Source organism: [Clostridium] cellulosi, assembly GCF_036762875.1.
Lineage (GTDB): Bacteria > Bacillota > Clostridia > Oscillospirales > Ethanoligenentaceae > Ruminiclostridium_D > Ruminiclostridium_D cellulosi.
Genome location: NZ_JBAIZF010000003.1, coordinates 14,729 through 35,258 on the forward strand (window position 1 = coordinate 14,729; position 20,530 = coordinate 35,258).

Sequence of the window (20,530 nt, forward strand, 5' to 3'; positions counted from 1 at the left end):
GGGGGTGGTTTTTTGGCTTCAAGAGTCGGAAGATATACGATAAAACTTGAAAGCTGTCCCGCAGTAAAAGGATATGCCGGGGTAGCCGGCAAAAAGGAGGGGGAAGGACCGCTCGCCGAGGCTTTTGATTATATTTATGAAGACGACACCTGCGGCGAAAAAACATGGGAAAAAGCTGAAAGCCGCATGCAAAAGGATACGCTTACAAGGGCGCTGGTTAAAGCAAACATAACGCCGACAACCGTTGACATGGTTTTCGCGGGTGATTTGCTTAACCAGTGCATAGGGTCAAACTACGGTCTGCGGGAGTTCGGTATCCCCTTTATCGGGCTTTTCGGCGCTTGTTCCACTATGGCGGAATCAATAGCACTCGCTTCCCTTGCGGTCGACACAGGCTGCGCAAATGTGGCAGCGGCCATTACCTCCTCCCATTTCTGCGCAGCAGAACGCCAGTTCCGTTACCCGCTCGAATACGGCGGCCAGCGGACTCCAACCGCACAATGGACGGTAACCGGAAGCGGTGCCGCTATTATTGCTAAGGAGGGCGATGGGCCCTTTATCAAAGAAGTAACCTTCGGCAAGATAGTAGACATGGGTATAAAAGACATGAACAACATGGGCGCGGCTATGGCGCCCGCAGCGGCTGAAACAATTAAATCGTATTTTGACGATACAGGCTTGGATCCTGACAGTTTCGACCTAATCATTACTGGAGACCTCGGATTTGTCGGCTCCCGCCTCACTTCTGAATTGCTCGAAAAGGAAAATATAAAGCTCAAAAACTTTACCGACTGCGGAATTCTCATCTATGACAGAAAGGCTCAGGACGTTCATGCGGGCGGTTCAGGCTGCGGCTGCTCTGCCCTCGTGATGTGCACACATATTTTTAACAATATGCGCGCCGGTAATTTTAAAGAAGTGCTGTTTGTCGGAACGGGAGCGTTGATGAGCCCTACAAGCGTCCAGCAGGGTGAATCCATCCCGTCAATTGCTCATCTTGTTCATATTTCTTCTACAAAATAGGTTCGCCGCCGATGCGGCAAGGAGGCGTTTATTACTATGGACTATATAAAAGCATTTATTGTCGGCGGCCTTTTTTGCGTCGTCGGACAAATACTGATAGATAAAACCAAAATGACGCCCGCCCGCATTCTTGTATGTTTCGTTACTGCCGGTGTATTGCTGACCGCTCTCGGTATCTATGAACCCATCGTAAACTTCGCCGGTGCAGGTGCAACTGTCCCACTGACCGGTTTCGGCTATGCGCTGGCAAAAGGCGTCGAAAAGGGTGTGCGTGAGCAGGGTCTGCTCGGGGCTTTCACAGGCGGTGTTATGGGGACAGCCGGCGGTATAGCCGCTGCGGTATTTTTCGGATATGTCATCTCACTTATATTCAAGCCCGGCGACAAAACCTGACCGGCTATGCGAAGAAAATCCGCGGCTGCCTGCGTGCAAACCTGCGAAAATTTTGCACGCGGGCTTGTCCCAAGCCCATCGGCTATGCGCCTGCCCTTGCGTTCAAATATCATATAGAATTAAAATTTGCAAATTTATATTTTTACGCCTGCAGCCTCCACTAATATATCTGTTAAAACTATTACGGCTGCGCTGCACATATTATATTAAATGAATAATTTGGCAATATTTTTCTTGTTATAATTCCTACAAAAATGGTACATATTTATTGTAATAACAATAATCCCATTTTATAATATATATAAAGTATCTAAAAGAAACAATTTTATGGTTCTTCAGTATTAGTCCGTCATGATTTGCTAATTTTTGCAGGTGGTGATTTGTTTGGCAGAATGTTCGATTCTAGATATACCTATAGCCGCCGCCTGTTTTGTAAAAATTCCTTCCGGATTAGATTATGTATTTACAGTATGTAATGACGCCTTTTCTACACTTATTGGCGAAGACATTACTGGCAAAACATTTTCTTGCTCACCGGAGAAATTCAGGCCACTGTTCAAAGATATTGCTGAAAAAGCAGAAAAGGGTATAAAACATTTCAAATATTCAAAGAACGGTATCCCAAAATACGACGTGCAGCTAAAATTCAGAAATGATGATTATGTAGTTTGTATTACAAGCCTCAACTTTTATTCAAACCTGATAAATTACTATCTAAGAAAGGCTCTGGTCTCCGTCCCGATTGGTCTAATTTCGGTCAACGGCATGGGAAAGATAAATTACATGAATCCCGCCGCTTATAATTTGTTAGGTTGCTCACGCGACAAAATAGGACAACCGTTCAAAAATGTCGTAAAGCTTTTTAACGAAAAAACCTTGTCTGGCGTTGAGCTTGGGCCGACAGACGAGCCGGTGTCATATAAAAACGGACTTTTGCTTCAAAACTACACTGGGAAATTTTTAAACATATCCCTCGACATAACTCCTATTGAAAACAACAGTGGTTTTATAGCCCTCATAAACGATCTCAGCGAGCAGCACCGCCGCGAGGAGGAAATCACCTATCTAATCTATCACGACAAGCTAACAGGTCTTTATAACCGCACCTATTTTGAACAAAAATTAAATGAATACAACAAAGAGCGGTATCTGCCTGTATCAATTTTGATGGGTGACGTAAATGGGCTGAAAATGACAAATGACATTTTTGGCCACCGCCAAGGCGATGAAATCCTTGTTTCTATCGCAAATATTTTATCAATTGCCTGCCGTGACGAAGATATCGTAGCGCGTTACGGCGGCGATGAATTCGTAATTCTCATGCCGAACACTACATCTGATGAAGCGGCAAAAGTCTGCAATAATATACTTCATCTTTGCGAAAACAGACAGGACAGCAAAAACATGGTGAGCATATCCCTCGGATATGCAACAAAAACCTCTGCCTTAGAAAATCTGAGCGATACGCTTAAAGTTGCTGAAAATTATATGTACCGTCACAAGCTCCTCGAAAGCCGGAGTAATAGAAGCTCCGTTATTTCCTCACTCAAAAAAATGCTGTTCGAGAAGAGCTTTGAAACAGAAGAACATGCGATGCGCCTTAGCGTATTAAGTGTCCAAATCGGCAAAATGATGGGGCTTTCTCAGAATGAGCTAAATGACCTTGAGCTTTTTTCAATGCTCCATGATATCGGGAAAATCGGTATAAAAGACCAAGTGCTGTTAAAGCCGGGCAACCTGACTGAAGAGGAATGGATTGAAATGCGCAGGCACTGTGAAATTGGCTACCGCATAGCGCGGTCCACTCCTGAGCTTGCACATATTGCCGACTATATACTGACCCATCACGAAAGATGGGACGGCAAAGGATATCCACAGGGGCTCGCCGGCAAACAGATCCCGCTCCTGTCGAGGATTCTCGCCGTTGCGGATTCATACGACGCTATGGTCAACGACAGGTATTACCGCAAGGCTCTCAGCCAAGAAACTGCAATAAACGAAATCAAAAAAGGGTCTGGAACGCAGTTCGACCCTGAAATAGTAGAGATATTTTTAAAGGTGTTGGGAAATACAACAAAAAAAGAAACAGCATAAAGATGCTGTTTCTTTTTTTATTTTAAATGCCGAAAAGCTCAGTTGGCGTCAGTATTTTTAATGGATAATTTGAAAATATCTGAACTTCTTTATTCTCCGCCGCAAAAGCGAAAAGGAATTCCCCTTGTTCCCTTAATATTACCTTGAAGCCGCTAAAATTTTTGAAATTTACAAAAACGTATTCTTCCCGCCCGACTTCGCTTATTTCAAGTGCACTGAACATAGAAAAACCATATCCGAAAAGCTTGCTCATGGCCTCTTTTGCCGTCCAGAATGCGCTTGCCGTAAATTCCCGGCGGAAACCCAGCGATACCGAATTGAACAGCAATTTCTCACGCTCATTTAAGAATTTATATATCACTTCAGTATTATGATAATCCATCCGCTGCACATCGACAGCCGCCCTTAGTTTTTCTTTGTTTGAAACTATAGCTGCGGCAAGGCCGCTGTCATGCGTTATGCTGACAAAGCAGCTACCGTCGTCTAAAAAGGGAGAACCTCGGCTGTCACTTCTCACAGGGAACATATTATAAGATATATCCCTGCCGGTCAGTTTTTTATAGGCGGCTTTGGCGCAAATCCTGCCGTACAGAAACTCTTGTTTTCGTTTTTCAGCCGCTTTTGAAATGCGGCTGAGTTCGCTGTCGTGCAGGTATTTTTTTAGGATTCCGTCATCAAACGGCATATCCCTGAAGTCGACGCTGACAAACTCAAACGCGCTGCTCAATTTGCCTTCCCCGCCCTTTATCTTATTTTACGTTTATTATAATACAAATCAGGTAATCCCGCTAACGCAGAGAACACCCTTGTCCTTCATAGAATATTATGTATAAAAAGGGGGTCTGTCAATGCGGGACATCCTTCCGATATTACTTCTCTCGTATCTGTGCAGCGGTGGCAGCCGCTGTGGCTGCCGTGGTTTTTGCAATGATTTTGGGTTCCTAAACTGCTGCAGTAATTTTTTCAACTGCTGTAACAATTGCTGCCACCCTTGTGCCAGCTATCGCTGTAATATACACGGCTGTCCAAGTTTTTGTAACCCTTGTGGCTGCGGTCCATATCACAATATATACAGATTGGGCAGATACTGGTGATATTTCGCGCCCCCTGCTTTCAGCAGGGGGCGCCAGTTTTGTCTCTGATACTCAGCAATATTTTTTTCGCCGCTATTTTGATTTTCTCACAACAGCGGCTGTTATTTTTTCTTTGCGTTTAACCTTCTTTAGCAGGTTTTAACACGGCAATCAGCATCCGCACGCGCTGAGTTTTATCAACAGATTGTCCGGCGCAGGTTTAAAACTCCAGCAATTTATTCTTTCATTTTAAATATATTCCTGCACAGCTTCATTTAGTACCCTTTATTAGCTTAAAGCTGTCTTTTTTATCTGTGATTTTAAAATTATCCACATCCAAAAGGCTGCGAAGCGTATTTATAGCGGCGCTCTTTACGCGGCTGACCTTTCGCTGGGTCAAACCAAGTTCGTTTGCTGTCTGCTCCTGAGTCATGTCGCGGAAAAACAGCGCTTCTACTACCTTATGCTGAAGCGGTTTCAGCTTTGAAAAGGCCTGTTCGAGCATAATCTTATCATCAAGCGCTAAGTGAAACGGTTTTTGCCTCTGGAGTTCGGCCGCAATAGCCAACTCCCCCTCCTCCGCTTCGTCAATACTCTCTGACCAATCTTCGCAGCGGCTGCAGGCAGTCTCATGGCGGACATAATGGCGTATTTCACTGATGACGCAGGCACAGGCCCATGTTGAAAAAGATGTGCCATGGGATGGGTCGAACGTACGCACCGCCTTAATCAGCCCAACTACACCCGTCTGATACAAGTCGTCGCTGTCGAGTCCGCCGCCGTATATTTTTGAATAATGCCGTATAATGCCTTCACCACCGTCGATTATTAAATCGAGGGTGGCTTGGTTTTCTTTGTATTTACGGTAAGCGGTGTTAATATTGACAACCATTGTCACCATCTCACATTACTGTGTAATATTTGCCGTGTATTGAACCGAAGAATTCCCCGTACCTTCGTTTTCTATCTTTCCATTCATTAAATACACCTTAGAGGTCAGCGTGTAGTATTTGGTCTTGCCGTTTTTCGACTTCACGCACATTGATATGGCCAGCAAATTATCTTTCTCTTTTGAAAATTTGAAATCGACAGCATAGCCTTTGAATCCGCCTGCCAAAAAAACGTCGTTGCCCATATGTATCCCGTCGGCTGACTTGTCATAATATATGCCGTTTCCGCTCTCAATATCCGAGATTGTGACTGTGTCTGCATATCTAAGCGTATCTGTAATCTTCTGCATTGTCATAACGCATAAATTCTGCGCCTGCACATTATTTCCGTCCGAATCAAAGGATTTATACATAATGACTACTATCGTGACGATTGAGCCCATGATAATGGCCGCTATGCTTATTGTCACCGTCAGCTCTATCAGTGTCAGGCCTTTGCTATTCTTCCTTAATGCCCGGAGGGCTGATTTGAGTTTCACAGTATTACCCCCGTCAGTCCGGTACAAACTCATAGTATTTGACACCGCCGTCCACGCCGGAAACATATGAACCGGAAACGTCATATCTGTTGCCGCCAAAGGTTATTGTCAGATGTCCCGTAGTTGAAGAAGCCGGGCTCTGCGAACCTTCTGCTTTATTCTCCTCAATCTGTCCGGCAGCAGCCATGGCATGGCTTGTCCTTTCGCGCGTCGTTTTGATGGCAGTGGTTGCGACTGCCATAATTGTCACAAGCATAATTGACAATATTGCGAGAAGCGCAGTGCTCACTATGACTTCGATGAGCGTGAGACCGCTGTTGCGATTTAACTTCGTTTTCATCAAACCCGCCCCCGCACTAACTCCATGATTCAATCTGCCACGGATCAGTCCCTTGTGCTTTTCCGCTTAGCACTGACAATGGGGTGCCGTCAAGGTTCATCTCTACAAACTTAAGTTTTAGATTGGAATCAATATAGGCCCTATTCGCTACAATGCTTCCTGCGACAGCGTAACCGGTTTGGACACCGTTATCGCTGACACCGCCGCTCATATCTATGCTTCCGTCAGGCATGTAAATTACCCCATCAATCTCTGCTGACTGGAGCTCCAGCCTGGTTCCTGAACCGCCTATAACAAATATCTTCGGCTCCTCATTCTTATCATACATACGGATAACAGGTAAACCGCCTGTGAGTGTCAGTGTCGTTCCGTTCCCCTCTAAATATATGTATAGGTGGTTGGGGCCTTTTACATAGAATTGCCTGTTCATAAGCGTTGTGCTTCTATTTACTAAAAGATATATGTCGCCGTCACTGGTATCAATTATGACCGGCCGATTGGCGTCGGAATAATTGTCGCAGGAGACGATAGTGCCGCTTTTGTTGATAAGCGCAGTCGAATGGGTGATCATTATAGGATTTGCATGCACTTCAGCCGATACTTTATCCGGTAGGTTCGTATCCGCTTTTGCTGATGTAAAAGGCATATCAAAAGAGAGATCCGGTTTCTTAACCGAAGACGGCGCGAAAAATGAGAGATTATTGTTTGCGGTCTCAGCATAGCCTTTATAATACAACGTACCTCTTATCTGCCTGCTTTCGCCGGCGAAAAAGACATTGCCGAGGCAATAAGCATCGCCGCCGATATAATGCCCCGCCATTGAAAGATCGCCACTGACATAAGCGTTTTTTTCAATGCGTGCACCGTTTGAAACATTAAGGTTGCCGCCGACATAAACATTCCCGTCAATCACAGTGCCGCTCGAAATATTCAAAGAACCAGGATATACAATATCACCAGTTATATTGGCAGTACCTATAAACAAACCTTGTGACCCAGTTATATAGATGATGTTGTGCAGCGGGCTTAAAGTGGGGGTATCTTCAGGTGCAGCCAGATTGACATTGACAGTGCCCACCGCCGTATGGGAAGCACCGTAGGCAGGATAATAACCCCTCCCAGTTACTTTGAGTTTTTTCCCAGATTTGCGGAGCGTAATCTCATAATTCCCGCCGCCGCTCATTGTCCCCATCTCAGAGGTATAGTCCTTGTCATCCTGCAGTGAAGCAACATACTCTCTAAAAGAAGCGTCGTTTTTATCGTTCAGTTTTGCTATCACGGCATCCACTGCCGAGCGGGCAGTGAAATATGCCTGCTGGGCATTCAGGTTCTTCTCGGAAACAATGTTTGCTGTAAGCAGTAAAGTAATAAGGGCGGCTGCCAGTATTGACGCCACGGCGGACATAACGGCAACCATAATTAGCGTGCTGCCGCTGTTATGGCGTTTCATGCAAAACCCTCCTTATCTTTACACTCCGCAAAAACTAACTTCAACCAAGATTTAACACAAAACCGTCTATGTAGAAAATATATTTGCTTCTCACATAATGTCCTGCTGTCCTGACGGAGCGGGCAGCTCCCATTTGAAAGTATCGTCGTCCGTTAATTTTTCCGCTCCATAACATTCAAGCTTTATATTAAATGTCAGATTATCTTCTTTCCCAGAGAAATCAAAGGAATTTACGACTATATATTTCTTTGTGTCCTTTATCGCATCCAGAAAGTATTTTACGTTTTGATAGCTGCCAGCAGCAGTCAACTTAACGGTCACCATCTCAGCGTCGTTTGATTGCTCTGACGATGACTTAGACGGCTTTGAAGATGAGGCATTAGCGTTGGCAATTTGGGACGGTGTTGCAGTGCCTTTTGCAATTTCGGCATAGGTTTTGAGATTATATTCTATTTCGCTTGAAGTAGAAGAGTTGTCAGTCTTGCCCCCGCCGTCTTTAGAAAGGGGAACGCCGGGATTTGCGGCCACTGGATCCGATATCTCGACAGAATTTACAGTAAGGCCGCTGCCTTTCGCGATGTTTACAAGCCATACGTTAAGGGATGGTTTGTCAATCGGGGGCAGAAGCGGTGAGGCCACAGCATTTGTTTCGTCATACTCATTTTTGAGTTGTTCCTCAATGCCCTTTGCGTCGGCCTGCTGAATTTTTACCGTATTTACATCCATACTGGATTCTGCCAATTTAGCGGCATTGATGGTATACTCGTCCGCCGCAGGCAAAATCAGAAACTTAAATCCTAATAGGACTATCGCTGTAATGGCCGCTGTCAAAATTAAGATCTTTTCTCTCCTGCTCAGGTTAATATTCATTTCTCTGAGTCCCCTTTGAGAGATATCATGACGGAAAAAGTAAAGCGGCTGTTTTCATTAGACTTAAAAATCTTGGAATAGTTCACGCTGCTGAATCTGCCGCTTTCTTCAAGCGCATGTGCAAACTTCGCTGCGGACAGGCTGTCATTGGAGGAACACTGTATCGTAAGAGTACCCTCGCTATAGCTCATGGCATCTGCTGATGTATCTTCGGGCAGCTTAGACGCTATGAAGGCCAGCAGTTCCGAGTCGGGTTGTGGCAAAGAGTCAAAACCTTCTGAAACGCGCTGCGCTGCCTGCTTATATGAACTTATAGCCGATAACTTTGTTTTTGCATTTTGAATTTGTTTTTTGAATTCTAAAATTTCGCTGCTTTTAAGATAACTTTGATTTGCATTATCCGCAGATACTGCCCTTAAGTTTAATATCTTTATACCGCCGAAAACAGCAAGTACCACGGCAAGGCTTGCGACAAGGAGAATAACTGCAACTTTATTGAAAGTTCTCGACTCACCCTCAGACTGTGGCATGCGGTAAACCGAAAAGAAATTAATGTCTCTTCGCATTTTTTCCTCCTATTTGAGCCTTATCAAGGCACCCATGGCGTTAAGATATTTATAAAGCATTCTATTATCGTTGATTTTTACCTTGGAAATACTTTTGACAACTTCCGCCGGGCAGGTGATGTTTTGGGCGATACACATATCAATCCCTTTTATTCCAGCAAGCCCGCCATAAAGATATACGCAGGAAACAGGCATGGTTGAGTCCCTCATCAGCTGGAACTGAATCATCTTTTGCAGTTCATCTGCAATCCGGCCTGTGTACTGCCTTACCGCCTCTGCGAGAATGGTGTCACGCTCAAGCATCTGCGGAGTGACGTCAAGCAGCCCGTATGAAATGCCTCCGGCGTTCTGATTAATGCTGTTTTCCGCCCCATTGTCAAACTCTGTTTCCATATTGCTTACGTCGTTTTGCCTTCCATAGCCAAGGCTGTCGGCAATCATCAGAAATTCACTCGCCGACACCGGTGCAATCCGGGAAAATGCGCGCTCATCACCGTTAAAAAGGTGTATCTCAATATAATCGCGTTCAATTTCCGCAAAAAGGGTGGACCGCCCCTTCAATTCTCTTTCGTTTACGCAAGCACCTCTAAGCAGCTTCTGAATGGAGTTGGGATGAATATCAAGCGCCGACGGCCTCAGCCGTGCACTTCTAAACATGGAATGAAAGCTCTCAACTGTTTCCCTTTCGACTGCGTAGGCCCATACTTCTACAGGAGCCGTCTTGCTCTGGGGAGGGGTTATATATGTATAATCAAATAAATATTCGGAAGGGTCGCCGACCGCTTGGGACATCTGATTCCTCACCATACCTGCAATTTCAGAGCGTTTCCCGGGAGGCAGGGTAAGTCTTTTTGAAATAGCCCCGCTGCTTATAAATGTGGCTACAGCAGACATTACCTTAAAGCTGTGAGCGCTCATCAGCCTGCTTATTTTTGCCTTTAGGGCAGATTGGTTTTTGATAACGCCGTCTTCTACCGTCCCTTCAGGCAGTACGATTTCGTAGCAGTTATTTACCTCGACACTGCCCGGCGTAGCGCTGCCTTCGGCGATATATACACTGTCTCCGTTCACATCTATGGCTATGAGCATATACATCTCCCCGCTTTCGCTGTCATTCCGAACCGAATTTACGAGCCACCGACGGTATTGTATAGTGTAAAAACAGGAAGAATTATCGAAATTATAATGAACCCTACAATAACAGCCAGAAATATAATCATAATTGGTTCTATCAGCGATATCAGCTTTTGTATGGCGGCGGCTGATTCCTCGTCATAAAATGCTGATGTCTTTTTTAAAATCTCATCAAGATTTCCGCTCTCTTCACCAACTCCCAGCATTGAGGCGAGCATCGGCGGAAAAACTTCGACCTTTTTGACCGCCTTGGAAAGTGATACGCCGCGTCTGACTTCATTCTCTACTTCGTGTACCTGATCCTCTATATATTTGTTTCCGATAACAGTGCTGACAATTTCCAGAGACTGGACAATCGGCATGCCGCTGCTGAAAAGCGACGCGAGTGTGCGGGCAAAACGCGACGCAGATATGATACACAGAAGTTTGCCGGCAACCGGCATCCTTACCTTTAGCTTGTCCCACCACAGCCGGCCGCTGTCGGTTTTTAATATGTAATGCACCGCTAAAACTATTCCGGCAATGACTAATAAAATTATGTACCAATGCCTTATAATTCCGTTGCTTATAGCAATCAGAATTTTTGTCGGAATAGGCAAATTGCCGCCAAGTTCAGCAAATAAATTTGAGAACCGCGGCAAAATGAAAGTAAGCATAAATATCAGGACTACAATTATCATTATTGAAAGTATTAATGGATAAATGAGTGCCTGTGTTACCTTGTTTTTCATCTGGCTGTCTTTTTCATACTGGTCAGCCATGCGTTCCATTACACTGTCAAGCGAACCGTCTGCTTCTCCGGATTCAACCATGCTTAAAAAAAGTGGAGGGAATGTGCCATTTTGTGCTTTCATCGCCTTTGAAAGTGAGTCGCCTTTCTGAACCGCCTCATATACACCGAGAATAACCGATTTCAAATGTTTTGTGTGGGTCTGCTTATAAAGTACGTCCAGACATTTTATTACGGTAAGGCCGGAACTGAGCATCGTGGCAAACTGGCGTGAAAAGATAGCCAGCTCTTTTAACTTTAGTTTCTTTTTGGAAAGATTTATATCTTTTGACGACCCTCCGGCTTCCCGAACAGAAACACAAAATTGATTCCGCTCACTCAGAATGTGGTAAAATGCATCAAGGTTTTCAGCTTCAATTGTTCCGGTGTAGCGTTTTCCGCTCATATCTTTTGATTTAAATTGGTATTTAGGCACAAGCACTCACTTCCTTCCAGAGGCTTCAAGCACAAAATCCCAATTCGCTTTATGCTAAAAAAACCCATCACATTGTAAAATGCGACGGGTCAAGATTTGCAAAATTATGTCAAGATAGTAATGTTTTGATATTGTTTCAAAATTTAAATAAATATCGTTTATTTTTGTTTACACTTTATAGTATAATCATTTGCAATATTATGTCAACAGTTTTCCTACAATTGATAATTTTTTCATATATGCCTTATCTCTGTAAATTTTCGTCGAAATAAAACTTTTAACTTAACTTTTGTCATTTGCAGTAACAAAAGGCGGCAGGTAAACTGTAGTTCATCTGCCGCCTTTAAATTTTACAAAACTGCCGTTTATGTTTTTTACTTATATGATGTAATTTGTCCATGCCGTCATTACATATTTTTGACTGTAATGTAAATAAGAGCGGAGGCATGGTTATGAAGGTAATTATAGTAAAAAAGAAGTCGCTTATAGCGGGAGCTCTTATTATCTGTTTTGCCATAGTCTTCATTGCGGCGGTCACAAGACTTATACCAGCGGCCGCTGAAGCGGTGGCAGCACAGTCCAGAAAACTCCCCATCTACAGTGTTGACAAAAATGAAAAAGTGGTAAGCCTCACCTTCGACGCGGCGTGGGGTAATGAGGATACGCAAACACTTATTGATATCCTAAATAAGTACAAGGTACACGCTACCTTCTTCGTTGTGGGCCAATGGGTGGATAAATACCCCGAGTCTGTAAAAGCGCTGTCAGACGCCGGCAACGAGGTTATGAACCATTCCAATACCCATCCCCATATGCCGAACCTGTCGCGCGCCGAAATGATTAATCAGATCAATGCATGCGATGAAAAGATTGAAAAAATCACCGGAAAACGCCCCATCTTATTCAGGGCGCCCTTCGGTGACTATAACAACGCGCTCATTGAAACAGTGAGCGAAATTAACCACTATTGTATACAATGGGACGTGGACAGCTTGGACTGGCGTGGTTATGACGCAGAGACTATCAAAAACCGCGTACTTAAAAATGTCCGTCCCGGTTCAATTGTTCTGTTCCACAATGCCGCCCTGCATACGCCGGAAGCGCTGCCCGGAATAATCGAGAGCCTCCAACAGCAGGGGTACAAAATCGTCCCGGTATCGGAGCTCATTTATAAGGATAATTATACGATAGACGTAGCCGGCAGGCAGCACAGCAACAATGCCCCATCAAGCGGGGCGCCGTCCAGCCGCCCGATACCGGTCAAGCCAACGACATATCCGTATTAAATGTTTAAACCGCCGAAAATATAAAAGCAGAACCTATACGCTCAGCTTATTCTGTTGGACTTATATATATCCGTCTGGCTCAATCCTGTCCTATATTTAATTTTGAAAACCTGAGAAGTGAATCAACAGTTGACTCAAGGTCAGACTTGCTCCTTTTTCTTGCCTGTTCAAACGGGAGCGCCACCCTGTTTATACTGAATATCGAATTTACACCCATATCATAAATACCGTCAATATCGTCACCGATATCGCCGACTATCGCAACAACCGGGATTCCCTGTTTCTTTGCCCTTCTCGCCACGCCTACAACAACTTTGCCCCTGAGGCTCTGACCGTCTATCTTCCCTTCACCGGTGAAAATAACGTCAGCATCCTCGATAAGCTTATCAAAGTTCACTGTGTCAAGCACGACTTGTATACCCATTTTCAGCTCAGCGTTGCAAAAAGCAAGCATACCGGCGCCCATGGCCCCAGCCGCGCCGGCTCCGGGAACATTCGAAACATGAACCCCTAAATCGGATTCAATTACATCGGAAAGGTGCATAAGGCCGTTATCAAGTTCCTTTACCATTTTCTCATCTGCGCCCTTCTGCGGTGCAAAGACGAATGCCGCCCCGCTGCTCCCATACATCACATTATCTATATCACACATTGCTGTGATTGATACGCCGTCGAGAATGTTCGCCTTGCCGGAAATATCTATTTTGGCTATATCCTTTAAAGTCCCGCCAACCGGCACAAACTCTTCATTTTTATCATTAAAGAATTTTACTCCAAGTGCTGCCGCTGCTCCTGTACCGCCGTCGTTAGTACAGCTACCGCCAAGGCCCAGAATAATTTTTTTGCAGCCGTTGCTGGCCGCGTGCAGTATCATCTGACCAACACCGTATGTTGTAGTTTTCATCGGATTTTCTCTGCCCTCGACAAGAGGAAGCCCTGCGCATGACGCCATTTCAATAACGGCGGTATCCTGGTTTATTATACCGTAATATGCTCTGATATTCTCAAAATAAGGGCCTTTAACGTCAACATAAACCTTTTTGCCTCCGACGGCGGTCAAAAAACAGTCAACGCTGCCCTCCCCGCCATCGGCAACGGGGACAGAAACTATGTTGCAGTCCGGGTAATATTTTTTGACGGTTCTGCCTATAATGTCGCAAATTTCTTTTGAAGTCATAGTTCCTTTAAAGGAATCAGGAATGATTACCACTTTTTTCATAGTTCTCCTCCGTTCAATATATCGGCCATACCGCTAAAAATTTCAGCAGTCAGCACGTTGATGCGCGGCTGACTGCTGGAAATTAAGCAACCGGGGTTTGCAAAGCGGTTGCGTTATTTTTTGACCTCAATGCCGGCCAGCTTTTCATAAAACTGGACAATTCCGCTGTGATCCTGCTTTTCTTTTTGGTCGGCTTTAAGGGCCTGCAGTATCTCCATAACCTGACTGGTAAGAGGCAACGGCACACCGACGCCATGGCCTGTATCCAAAGCATTCATCAAATCCTTGATATGCAGATCAATCCTGAATCCTGGTTTAAAGTTTCTTGCGAGAACCATTGGCACTTTAGCGTCGAGGACTGTGCTGCCTGCAAGGCCGCCCCTGATGGCCTTATAAACCTTTTCGGGATCAACCCCTGCTTTTGTCGCGAGTACAAAAGCCTCGGACATAGCTGCTATGTTCAATGCGACAATTATCTGGTTTGCAAGTTTCGTGACGTTACCGCTTCCTATTTCACCGACAAGTACCACGGAAGAGCCCATTGCTTTTAGTATATCCTCTACTTTAGCAAATACCTCTTCGTCGCCGCCAACCATGAAGGAAAGTGTGCCGTCAATTGCCTTTGGCTCTCCGCCACTTACCGGAGCGTCCAGCATTAATACACCCTTTTCCTTCACTTTTTCTGCTATTTCTTTTGAAACCAGCGGCGCAATAGAACTTGAGTCAATAAGAATCATGCCGGGCCTTGCGCCTTCAAGAACGCCATTTTCACCAAGCACAACCTGCTTTACATGCGGTGAATTCGGAAGCATGGTTATTACGATATCGCATTTTTCGGCGACGTCCTTGGGCGAAGTGCCTTTTTCCGCACCGCATTTTGCGACTTCTTCCATGGCATCGGGATTAATGTCGTAAACCACCAAGGAATAGCCTGCTTTAATAAGATTTTTTGACATAGGTTTTCCCATTATTCCAAGACCTATGAATCCAATTTTTTTGTTCATTATACTTACCCCCTTGTGGTTATTCTTCATTTATGTTCATATTGAGTGTTTTCTTGATTTTGGCGATAATTTCTTCAACAGTAAGCCCATAATAATTTAAAAGCTCATCATAGCTGCGGGCAGACTGTCCGAACTTATCATTTACTGCGACTGATTCAAAAGGAATTCGGCAGCCTTTTAATGCAAAGGCTATAGCACTTGATAAACCACCTATGTATGAATGTTCTTCAGCAGTAACAATACCCTTTGCACCTTTTATAAGGTCTTTAATAGCCCTTTCGTCGAGTGGCTTTACTGTGCTGACATCAACAACCTTGACGGATATGCCTTCTTTTTCAAGCTGTTTTGCCGCCTCCAGTGCCTTGGAAACCATAATGCCGATAGCGAAAACAACGACATCATTGCCTTCTTTAAGTACATACGGCTTCCCAATTTCAAACTTGATATCTTCCGGGAAAACATCGGGTATATCATTTCTTGAAAGACGTACATATACCGGCCCTTCATATTCCGTAATAGCCCTGATTACCTTTTTTGTTTCTATGCCATCGCATGGGACAATAACCGTCATATTTGGGATTGCCCTCATTATCGCAATATCCTCGACCGATTGGTGTGTGGACCCGTCACCAAAGTCTGAAAAGCCTGCGCTTGATCCGATGATCTTCACGTTAAGGCCCGCAATACACACACCTTGGCGAATTTGGTCATATGGACGTCCCGCTGCGAAAACGGCAAAGGAGTTGACAAAAGCTATTTTATCTGTAAGAGCAAGTCCGGCGGCAAAAGAAACCATATCGGCTTCCGCAATGCCCATTTCAAAATATCTGTCCGGAAATTCCTCCTGGAACATATGAGACATGGTTGATCTTCCGAGGTCAGCTTCAAGTACCACTATCTTCTTGTTCTCCCTGCCAAGTTCCACGAGCGTTTGACCGTATACTTGTCTTTGATTATGTAGATTCATAGCAACCTCCTTTATATCGTCCCATATTGCTTAGCCAATACGGCGGAATCAGTTCGCCAGAGCCTTACAGGCTGCTTCGTATTCTTCTTGAGTAAACTTTCCGTTATGAAATGAAACAACATTCTCAGCAAACTTTATACCTTTACCTTTTATTGTGTGAGCGATTATTATTGTTGGCTTGCCCTTGACTTTGTCAGCACTCTCAAGGGCATTTATAATCTGCGACATATCATGTCCGTCAATTTCAATCGTGTTCCAGCCGAACGCTTCCCATTTTTCCTTTATGGGATTTGTGTTAAAACGCTCCTCCACCTTACCGGTCGCCTGAAGCTTATTGCAATCCAGGATAGCGATAAGGTTATCGAGTTTAAAATTGCTTGCTGCCATTGCAGCTTCCCAAATCTGGCCTTCGGCCATTTCGCCGTCGCCGATAATACAATATACTTTGTAATCTTTTTTATCGATCTTGCCTCCGGCCGCCATACCGGCAGCTATTGAAAGGCCTTGTCCCAATGAACCGGTGTTCGCTTCTACTCCCGGAATTTTCCTCATGTCCGGGTGGCCCTGCAGCATCGAGCCGAGCTTCTTGAGATTTTGGAGCTCCGCCATCGGGAAATAGCCGTTCATCGCAAGCGCTGCGTATTGAACAAGAGCGGCATGCCCTTTGCTGAGCAAAAACCTATCCCTGTCCAGCCATTTTGGATTTTTGGGGTCTTTTTTCATCTTCCAAAAATATAAAGCGGTAACAATATCGGCCGAAGAACAAGAACCCCCAATATGTCCTGTTGTTTCCGGACCTACCATTTTTACAATGTTAAGCCGTACCTCTTTAGCTTTCTTTTCAAGCTCTTTAGCAAGTTCGCTCATATCACCATTCCTTTAGTTATGAGGGTAAAAATATGCCATAAAAAAATCCAATAACCGTCTTGGCCATATCCCTCTTGTTTTGCAAAACAACTGAATGTTATCTGAAAATATCGGCGAAAACCTTACCCTTTCAGCTAAAGTTTACGCTGAACCTGTACATTAGCCTTTTACACCGCCGACAGTCAACCCGGAAATAAATGAGTCCTGATTAAATAAGAATATGATAATGACAGGTAATACGGACAAAACCGATCCGGAAAGGAGTACGCTGTAGTTTGTTTCATCAGGAGAAATAAGGGACGACAAGCCGACAGGAAGGGTTAACATATCGTTTGTCCTCATAACAATGAGCGGCCAAATAAAGTGGTTCCAACTGCTTAGCGCAAGGAGAATAGTCATCGCGCCGATCGCCGGTTTCATCAAAGGAATCATTATTTTTGAATAAATGCCATACTCGGTGCATCCGTCAATGCGCGCGGCATCAATAAAATCTTTTGGAATTCCCGACGCATATTGTCTGAAAAAGAATATGGCTGTTGAAGAAACAAGAAAAGGCAAAAGGACGCCCGCATATGTATTGATGATTTTCATAGAAACTTCCATCTGGAACAGAGGAAGCAGCAGGATTTCTACCGGAATCATCATTAAGAAAATAACCAGGAGGAATACTACATTTCTGCCCTTAAATTGGTAGACAGCCAAAGCATAGCCGACCACCGAAGATAAAAACAAACCAAGCACAGTTGACAAAACGGCCAGAATTACGCTATTCTTATACCAGTCCCAATAATAGATAGTTTTATCGGTAAACAAAGTTATATAATTCTGTAAAGTGAAGTTTTTCGGGTCGATGTTGAGGCGGATACCGTCAATAAACAACCGTTCAGAGGGTGCAAATGACGCAACCACTATCGCATAGAATGGCAGCAATGCCAAAAAGGCCAAAAATACAAAAAATATCAACATCAGGATCTTACTGATTATAGCTTTTATTTTGCGCCGAGTTTTGACCGTTACCATTATGCATCCTCCTTACGGAACAGCCCAAAGAATTTGAGCTGTATTACATTGAGAATAAATACTATAATAACCAGAACAATACCTGTTGCATAAGCGACATTGAGGTTTCCTTGTTCGAATCCTTGTTTGTACAGGTAACCTACCATTGTAAGTCCGGAGTCTTCTGGTGAATTGGTCAGCCAGAATATATAGCTCTGTGCGAACATCGCAAAACCGCCGTAAATGCTTATAGTAAGAACATAAATCGTAACCGATCTAAGCTGCGGTATGGTAACAAAAAAAAGCTTTGACCAATAACCTGCGCCGTCTATATCGGCCGCTTCATACAACTCAACTGGTATATTCTGTAGTCCGGACAAGAAATAGATAACATTGATACCGATAGCCGTCCAAACACTCAATATAACCATTAAGAACATTGAATACCTTGTATCAAGCTGCCATGTAATCGGCTGTATACCAAAAAGGCCAAGAAAAGCGTTTACAGGGGCACTTGCGTTTTCAGCGAAGAGCAGGCGGAAAATTACGCCGGCGACTATAATAGACGTAAGCGAGGGCAAAAATAGCGCCGCTCTGAAAAACTTCTTAAATAGCATATTTTTGCTGTTAAGCATAACAGCTAATATAATCGGTATTGGTATTACCAGAAGTAGCATTATAATTGTGTAAACGATATTATTACGCACTGCTTTGAAAAAATGCGGGTTCATAAGACTCTGGTAATTTTTTAAGCCGACAAACACCATACTTCCGCTACTGTCCATGCCTTGAAAGCTGAGTATAACTGTCTTTATAATGGGGTATACAAAAAATATGGCAAACGATAACACAAAAGGAAGTATAAAAATATAGGGAGCGATTTTTTGAGAATACAGAAATCTGCTTATAAGGGATCTTTTGTTTTTGCGCATTACTAACACCCCTTTTATTGGGAGATGTAGATGTAAAATCTACATCCCCCAATAAAGAATTAACCTTGCCCTTACTTAATTACATCTCTTTCCTGACTTCATCAGCAACACTCTTCAGCGCAGCTTCGGGATCTTGGCTGTTGTTGACAAGCACCCTGTAGAATGCGCTGTTTGTCAGGTTATCAATCAATATAGGCGTATACTGATTGTTGGTGATAACTCCGACGCTATCCTTAAAGGAGCTGAGAACTTTGAACAAATCTTTGCCGTTGACAAAGTACTGAACGTACTTGTTGTTCGGATCAATGCTCTCAGAAATTGTGTCCCAAACGTCGGTTCTCGGAGGATCGTTGCCAAGTATTGTCCAAATATTGTTGCAGGCTTGTTCTGTTACCTTTGACTCATAAAGGAACTTCTTTGCCAGCTCAATATTTTGGCACTGCTTTGTTATGCATGTTCCGGTGCCTCCGGCGACAACAGTCTTATATTTTGCATCTGGGAATGCCGGGGGTGCCGAAATAAGAATCTTGCCTTTAAGGTCAGGCATATAGTTAGTAAATCTGTTGAGATAATAGTCAGGCATAATTACGGCAGCAACATTGCCCTTATCGATTGCACCATAAGCCTGCTCAGTATCGTTAGATCCACCAGGTGCCGGTGCTGCGATCTTATCGACATAAATCATGTCATGGAGCATCTTTAAAGCCTTGACGTTAGTCTCATTGTCGAGAATGCATTTGCCATCTTTGTCAAAGTAGTCTGAACCCATTTGACCTGCAAGCAGCTGATATTCGCGGTCAATGTTCTGTGAGGTATAGAACATGAGTTTACCGGTCTTTTCTTTTATTGTTTTACCGGCAGCTATAAAATCATCCCATGTTTTGATTGTGGTCGGATCAAGGCCAGCTTGCTTAAAGATTTCCGTGTTGTAGAAGGTAAGCGTTGCGCCACCCTGGAAGTCAATTCCGTAAAGCTTGCCATCTTTCGAATACGCGTCAAGTTTTGCTTTGAGGAATTTATCCTTCTCGTTTGCAATAAGGTCAGAAAGGTCTACGAGCTGAGGAGTTCCTTTTAATACGCTCTGGAATGAAGCACCTGCTTCAACATTTGCGAAGTCCGGTGCACCTGTTCCAGCAGAAATAGCAACAAGAAGCTTATTTCTGAGGTCGTTAACGTTCATTGTTGTGATTTCGAGCTTTATCTTTGTATCCGGATGTGCTATATTCCACTGGGTTTCTGCATTCTTAAAGAATGATGTGTGGAGAGCTGAAAAAGACCACATTGTAAAATTGGTGTTTGCCGGGAATTTTGTGCCACTGCTATTGCTACTTGACGAATTCTTGCTACCACCAGAGCAGCTAGTAAGTAGAACTGCAGCTGCGCAGGCAGCCGAAATGACTGCTAGAAGCTTTTTCTTCATGTTTATCCTCCTCTTTAATAGTTTAGTTGAACCCTTTACTTAATACGTTTGAGCTTTACACGGAAATCATCTGTCGTTTCATCCAAATAGGCGTTATAGGCGTTTACGCTTTGTACTCACCCCTTCCATGTATGACTAATTAATTGTAATAAATTATATAATTTGATAATATATCACAGTATATTATCAAATATTATCCCCTTTGGTCCTATTTTTGGGTGCAAAAAGCTAAACTAAATCTGTTTACTTTTTTACAGAC

General features: G+C 43.9%; 21 protein-coding genes. 5 read left to right on the top strand and 16 right to left on the bottom strand.

All coding sequences use genetic code 11. The annotated features are described in order from the left end of the window. The first annotated feature begins 12 nt into the window (after positions 1–12). The 3 genes from spoVAD (at position 13) to V6C21_RS00855 (ending at position 3,510) form a co-directional block, all read left to right on the top strand. Positions 13–1,023: a stage V sporulation protein AD gene (gene spoVAD / locus V6C21_RS00845; RefSeq protein WP_479268097.1), complete on the top strand. Its 1,011-nt coding sequence runs from the start codon at positions 13–15 to the stop codon at positions 1,021–1,023. Between the two features lie 36 nt (positions 1,024–1,059). Then, entirely contained in the window at positions 1,060–1,416 is a 357-nt protein-coding gene (spoVAE, locus tag V6C21_RS00850) for a stage V sporulation protein AE (protein WP_034841890.1), read from the top strand. A 384-nt stretch (positions 1,417–1,800) separates the two neighbouring features. Beyond that, the gene (locus V6C21_RS00855) at positions 1,801–3,510 is read left to right on the top strand and encodes a bifunctional diguanylate cyclase/phosphohydrolase (RefSeq protein WP_479268098.1); all 1,710 of its coding nucleotides are present in this window, start codon (positions 1,801–1,803) and stop codon (positions 3,508–3,510) included. Positions 3,511–3,532: 22 nt separating this feature from the next. Here V6C21_RS00855 and V6C21_RS00860 read toward each other — a convergent pair whose 3' ends face one another. Continuing rightward, complete coding sequence (locus V6C21_RS00860; RefSeq protein ID WP_479268099.1) at positions 3,533–4,237, bottom strand: 4'-phosphopantetheinyl transferase superfamily protein; 705 nt, start codon at positions 4,235–4,237, stop codon at positions 3,533–3,535. Between the two features lie 266 nt (positions 4,238–4,503). Here V6C21_RS00860 and V6C21_RS00865 point away from each other — a divergent pair, with 266 nt between their 5' ends. After that, positions 4,504–4,746, top strand: coding sequence for a hypothetical protein (locus V6C21_RS00865; protein ID WP_479268100.1), 243 nt, complete (start codon positions 4,504–4,506; stop codon positions 4,744–4,746). Positions 4,747–4,854: 108 nt separating this feature from the next. Here V6C21_RS00865 and V6C21_RS00870 read toward each other — a convergent pair whose 3' ends face one another. The 8 genes from V6C21_RS00870 to V6C21_RS00905 all read right to left on the bottom strand — a co-directional run bounded on the left by V6C21_RS00870 (position 4,855) and on the right by V6C21_RS00905 (position 11,583). Beyond that, positions 4,855–5,484, bottom strand: a complete 630-nt coding sequence (locus V6C21_RS00870; protein WP_084228841.1) for a sigma-70 family RNA polymerase sigma factor — start codon at positions 5,482–5,484, stop codon at positions 4,855–4,857. A 6-nt stretch (positions 5,485–5,490) separates the two neighbouring features. Beyond that, entirely contained in the window at positions 5,491–6,012 is a 522-nt protein-coding gene (locus V6C21_RS00875) for a PilW family protein (protein WP_034841898.1), read from the bottom strand. A 13-nt stretch (positions 6,013–6,025) separates the two neighbouring features. Further along, positions 6,026–6,352: a PulJ/GspJ family protein gene (locus V6C21_RS00880; protein ID WP_034841900.1), complete on the bottom strand. Its 327-nt coding sequence runs from the start codon at positions 6,350–6,352 to the stop codon at positions 6,026–6,028. Positions 6,353–6,368: 16 nt separating this feature from the next. Continuing rightward, positions 6,369–7,802: a polymer-forming cytoskeletal protein gene (locus V6C21_RS00885; protein WP_479268101.1), complete on the bottom strand. Its 1,434-nt coding sequence runs from the start codon at positions 7,800–7,802 to the stop codon at positions 6,369–6,371. Positions 7,803–7,892: 90 nt separating this feature from the next. Further along, positions 7,893–8,672, bottom strand: a complete 780-nt coding sequence (locus tag V6C21_RS00890) for a hypothetical protein (RefSeq protein ID WP_034841905.1) — start codon at positions 8,670–8,672, stop codon at positions 7,893–7,895. After that, positions 8,669–9,238: a PilN domain-containing protein gene (locus tag V6C21_RS00895; RefSeq protein ID WP_034841907.1), complete on the bottom strand. Its 570-nt coding sequence runs from the start codon at positions 9,236–9,238 to the stop codon at positions 8,669–8,671. Before V6C21_RS00895 ends, V6C21_RS00890 begins: the two co-directional genes overlap by 4 nt. A gap of 9 nt (positions 9,239–9,247) precedes the next feature. Then, a complete protein-coding gene (pilM, locus tag V6C21_RS00900) occupies positions 9,248–10,327 on the bottom strand; it encodes a pilus assembly protein PilM (RefSeq protein WP_034841909.1) in 1,080 nt (359 codons plus the stop codon). Between the two features lie 38 nt (positions 10,328–10,365). Next, entirely contained in the window at positions 10,366–11,583 is a 1,218-nt protein-coding gene (locus V6C21_RS00905; RefSeq protein ID WP_479268102.1) for a type II secretion system F family protein, read from the bottom strand. A gap of 446 nt (positions 11,584–12,029) precedes the next feature. Between V6C21_RS00905 and V6C21_RS00910 the strand changes: the two genes are divergently transcribed. Beyond that, positions 12,030–12,863, top strand: coding sequence for a polysaccharide deacetylase family protein (locus tag V6C21_RS00910; protein ID WP_045085831.1), 834 nt, complete (start codon positions 12,030–12,032; stop codon positions 12,861–12,863). Between the two features lie 79 nt (positions 12,864–12,942). Here the strand turns inward: V6C21_RS00910 and V6C21_RS00915 are convergent, their stop codons facing one another. The 7 genes from V6C21_RS00915 to V6C21_RS00945 form a co-directional block, all read right to left on the bottom strand. After that, positions 12,943–14,082: a glycerate kinase family protein gene (locus V6C21_RS00915; protein ID WP_479268103.1), complete on the bottom strand. Its 1,140-nt coding sequence runs from the start codon at positions 14,080–14,082 to the stop codon at positions 12,943–12,945. 113 nt (positions 14,083–14,195) lie between these two features. Next, positions 14,196–15,086: a 2-hydroxy-3-oxopropionate reductase gene (gene garR / locus V6C21_RS00920; RefSeq protein ID WP_034841917.1), complete on the bottom strand. Its 891-nt coding sequence runs from the start codon at positions 15,084–15,086 to the stop codon at positions 14,196–14,198. A gap of 19 nt (positions 15,087–15,105) precedes the next feature. Beyond that, positions 15,106–16,053 (bottom strand): transketolase family protein, encoded by a 948-nt coding sequence (locus tag V6C21_RS00925; protein ID WP_034841921.1) that lies wholly within the window; start codon positions 16,051–16,053, stop codon positions 15,106–15,108. Between the two features lie 48 nt (positions 16,054–16,101). Beyond that, positions 16,102–16,920 carry a transketolase gene (locus tag V6C21_RS00930; protein WP_479268104.1) on the bottom strand — a complete coding sequence of 273 codons (819 nt, stop codon included), beginning with the start codon at positions 16,918–16,920 and terminating at the stop codon, positions 16,102–16,104. Positions 16,921–17,079: 159 nt separating this feature from the next. Further along, entirely contained in the window at positions 17,080–17,940 is an 861-nt protein-coding gene (locus V6C21_RS00935) for a carbohydrate ABC transporter permease (RefSeq protein ID WP_045085833.1), read from the bottom strand. Further along, the gene (locus tag V6C21_RS00940) at positions 17,940–18,851 is read right to left on the bottom strand and encodes a carbohydrate ABC transporter permease (RefSeq protein WP_051492537.1); all 912 of its coding nucleotides are present in this window, start codon (positions 18,849–18,851) and stop codon (positions 17,940–17,942) included. Before V6C21_RS00940 ends, V6C21_RS00935 begins: the two co-directional genes overlap by 1 nt. Positions 18,852–18,930: 79 nt before the next feature. Next, on the bottom strand, positions 18,931–20,271 hold the full coding sequence (locus V6C21_RS00945) for an ABC transporter substrate-binding protein (protein WP_479268105.1): 1,341 nt from the start codon (positions 20,269–20,271) through the stop codon (positions 18,931–18,933). Positions 20,272–20,530 lie beyond the last annotated feature (259 nt).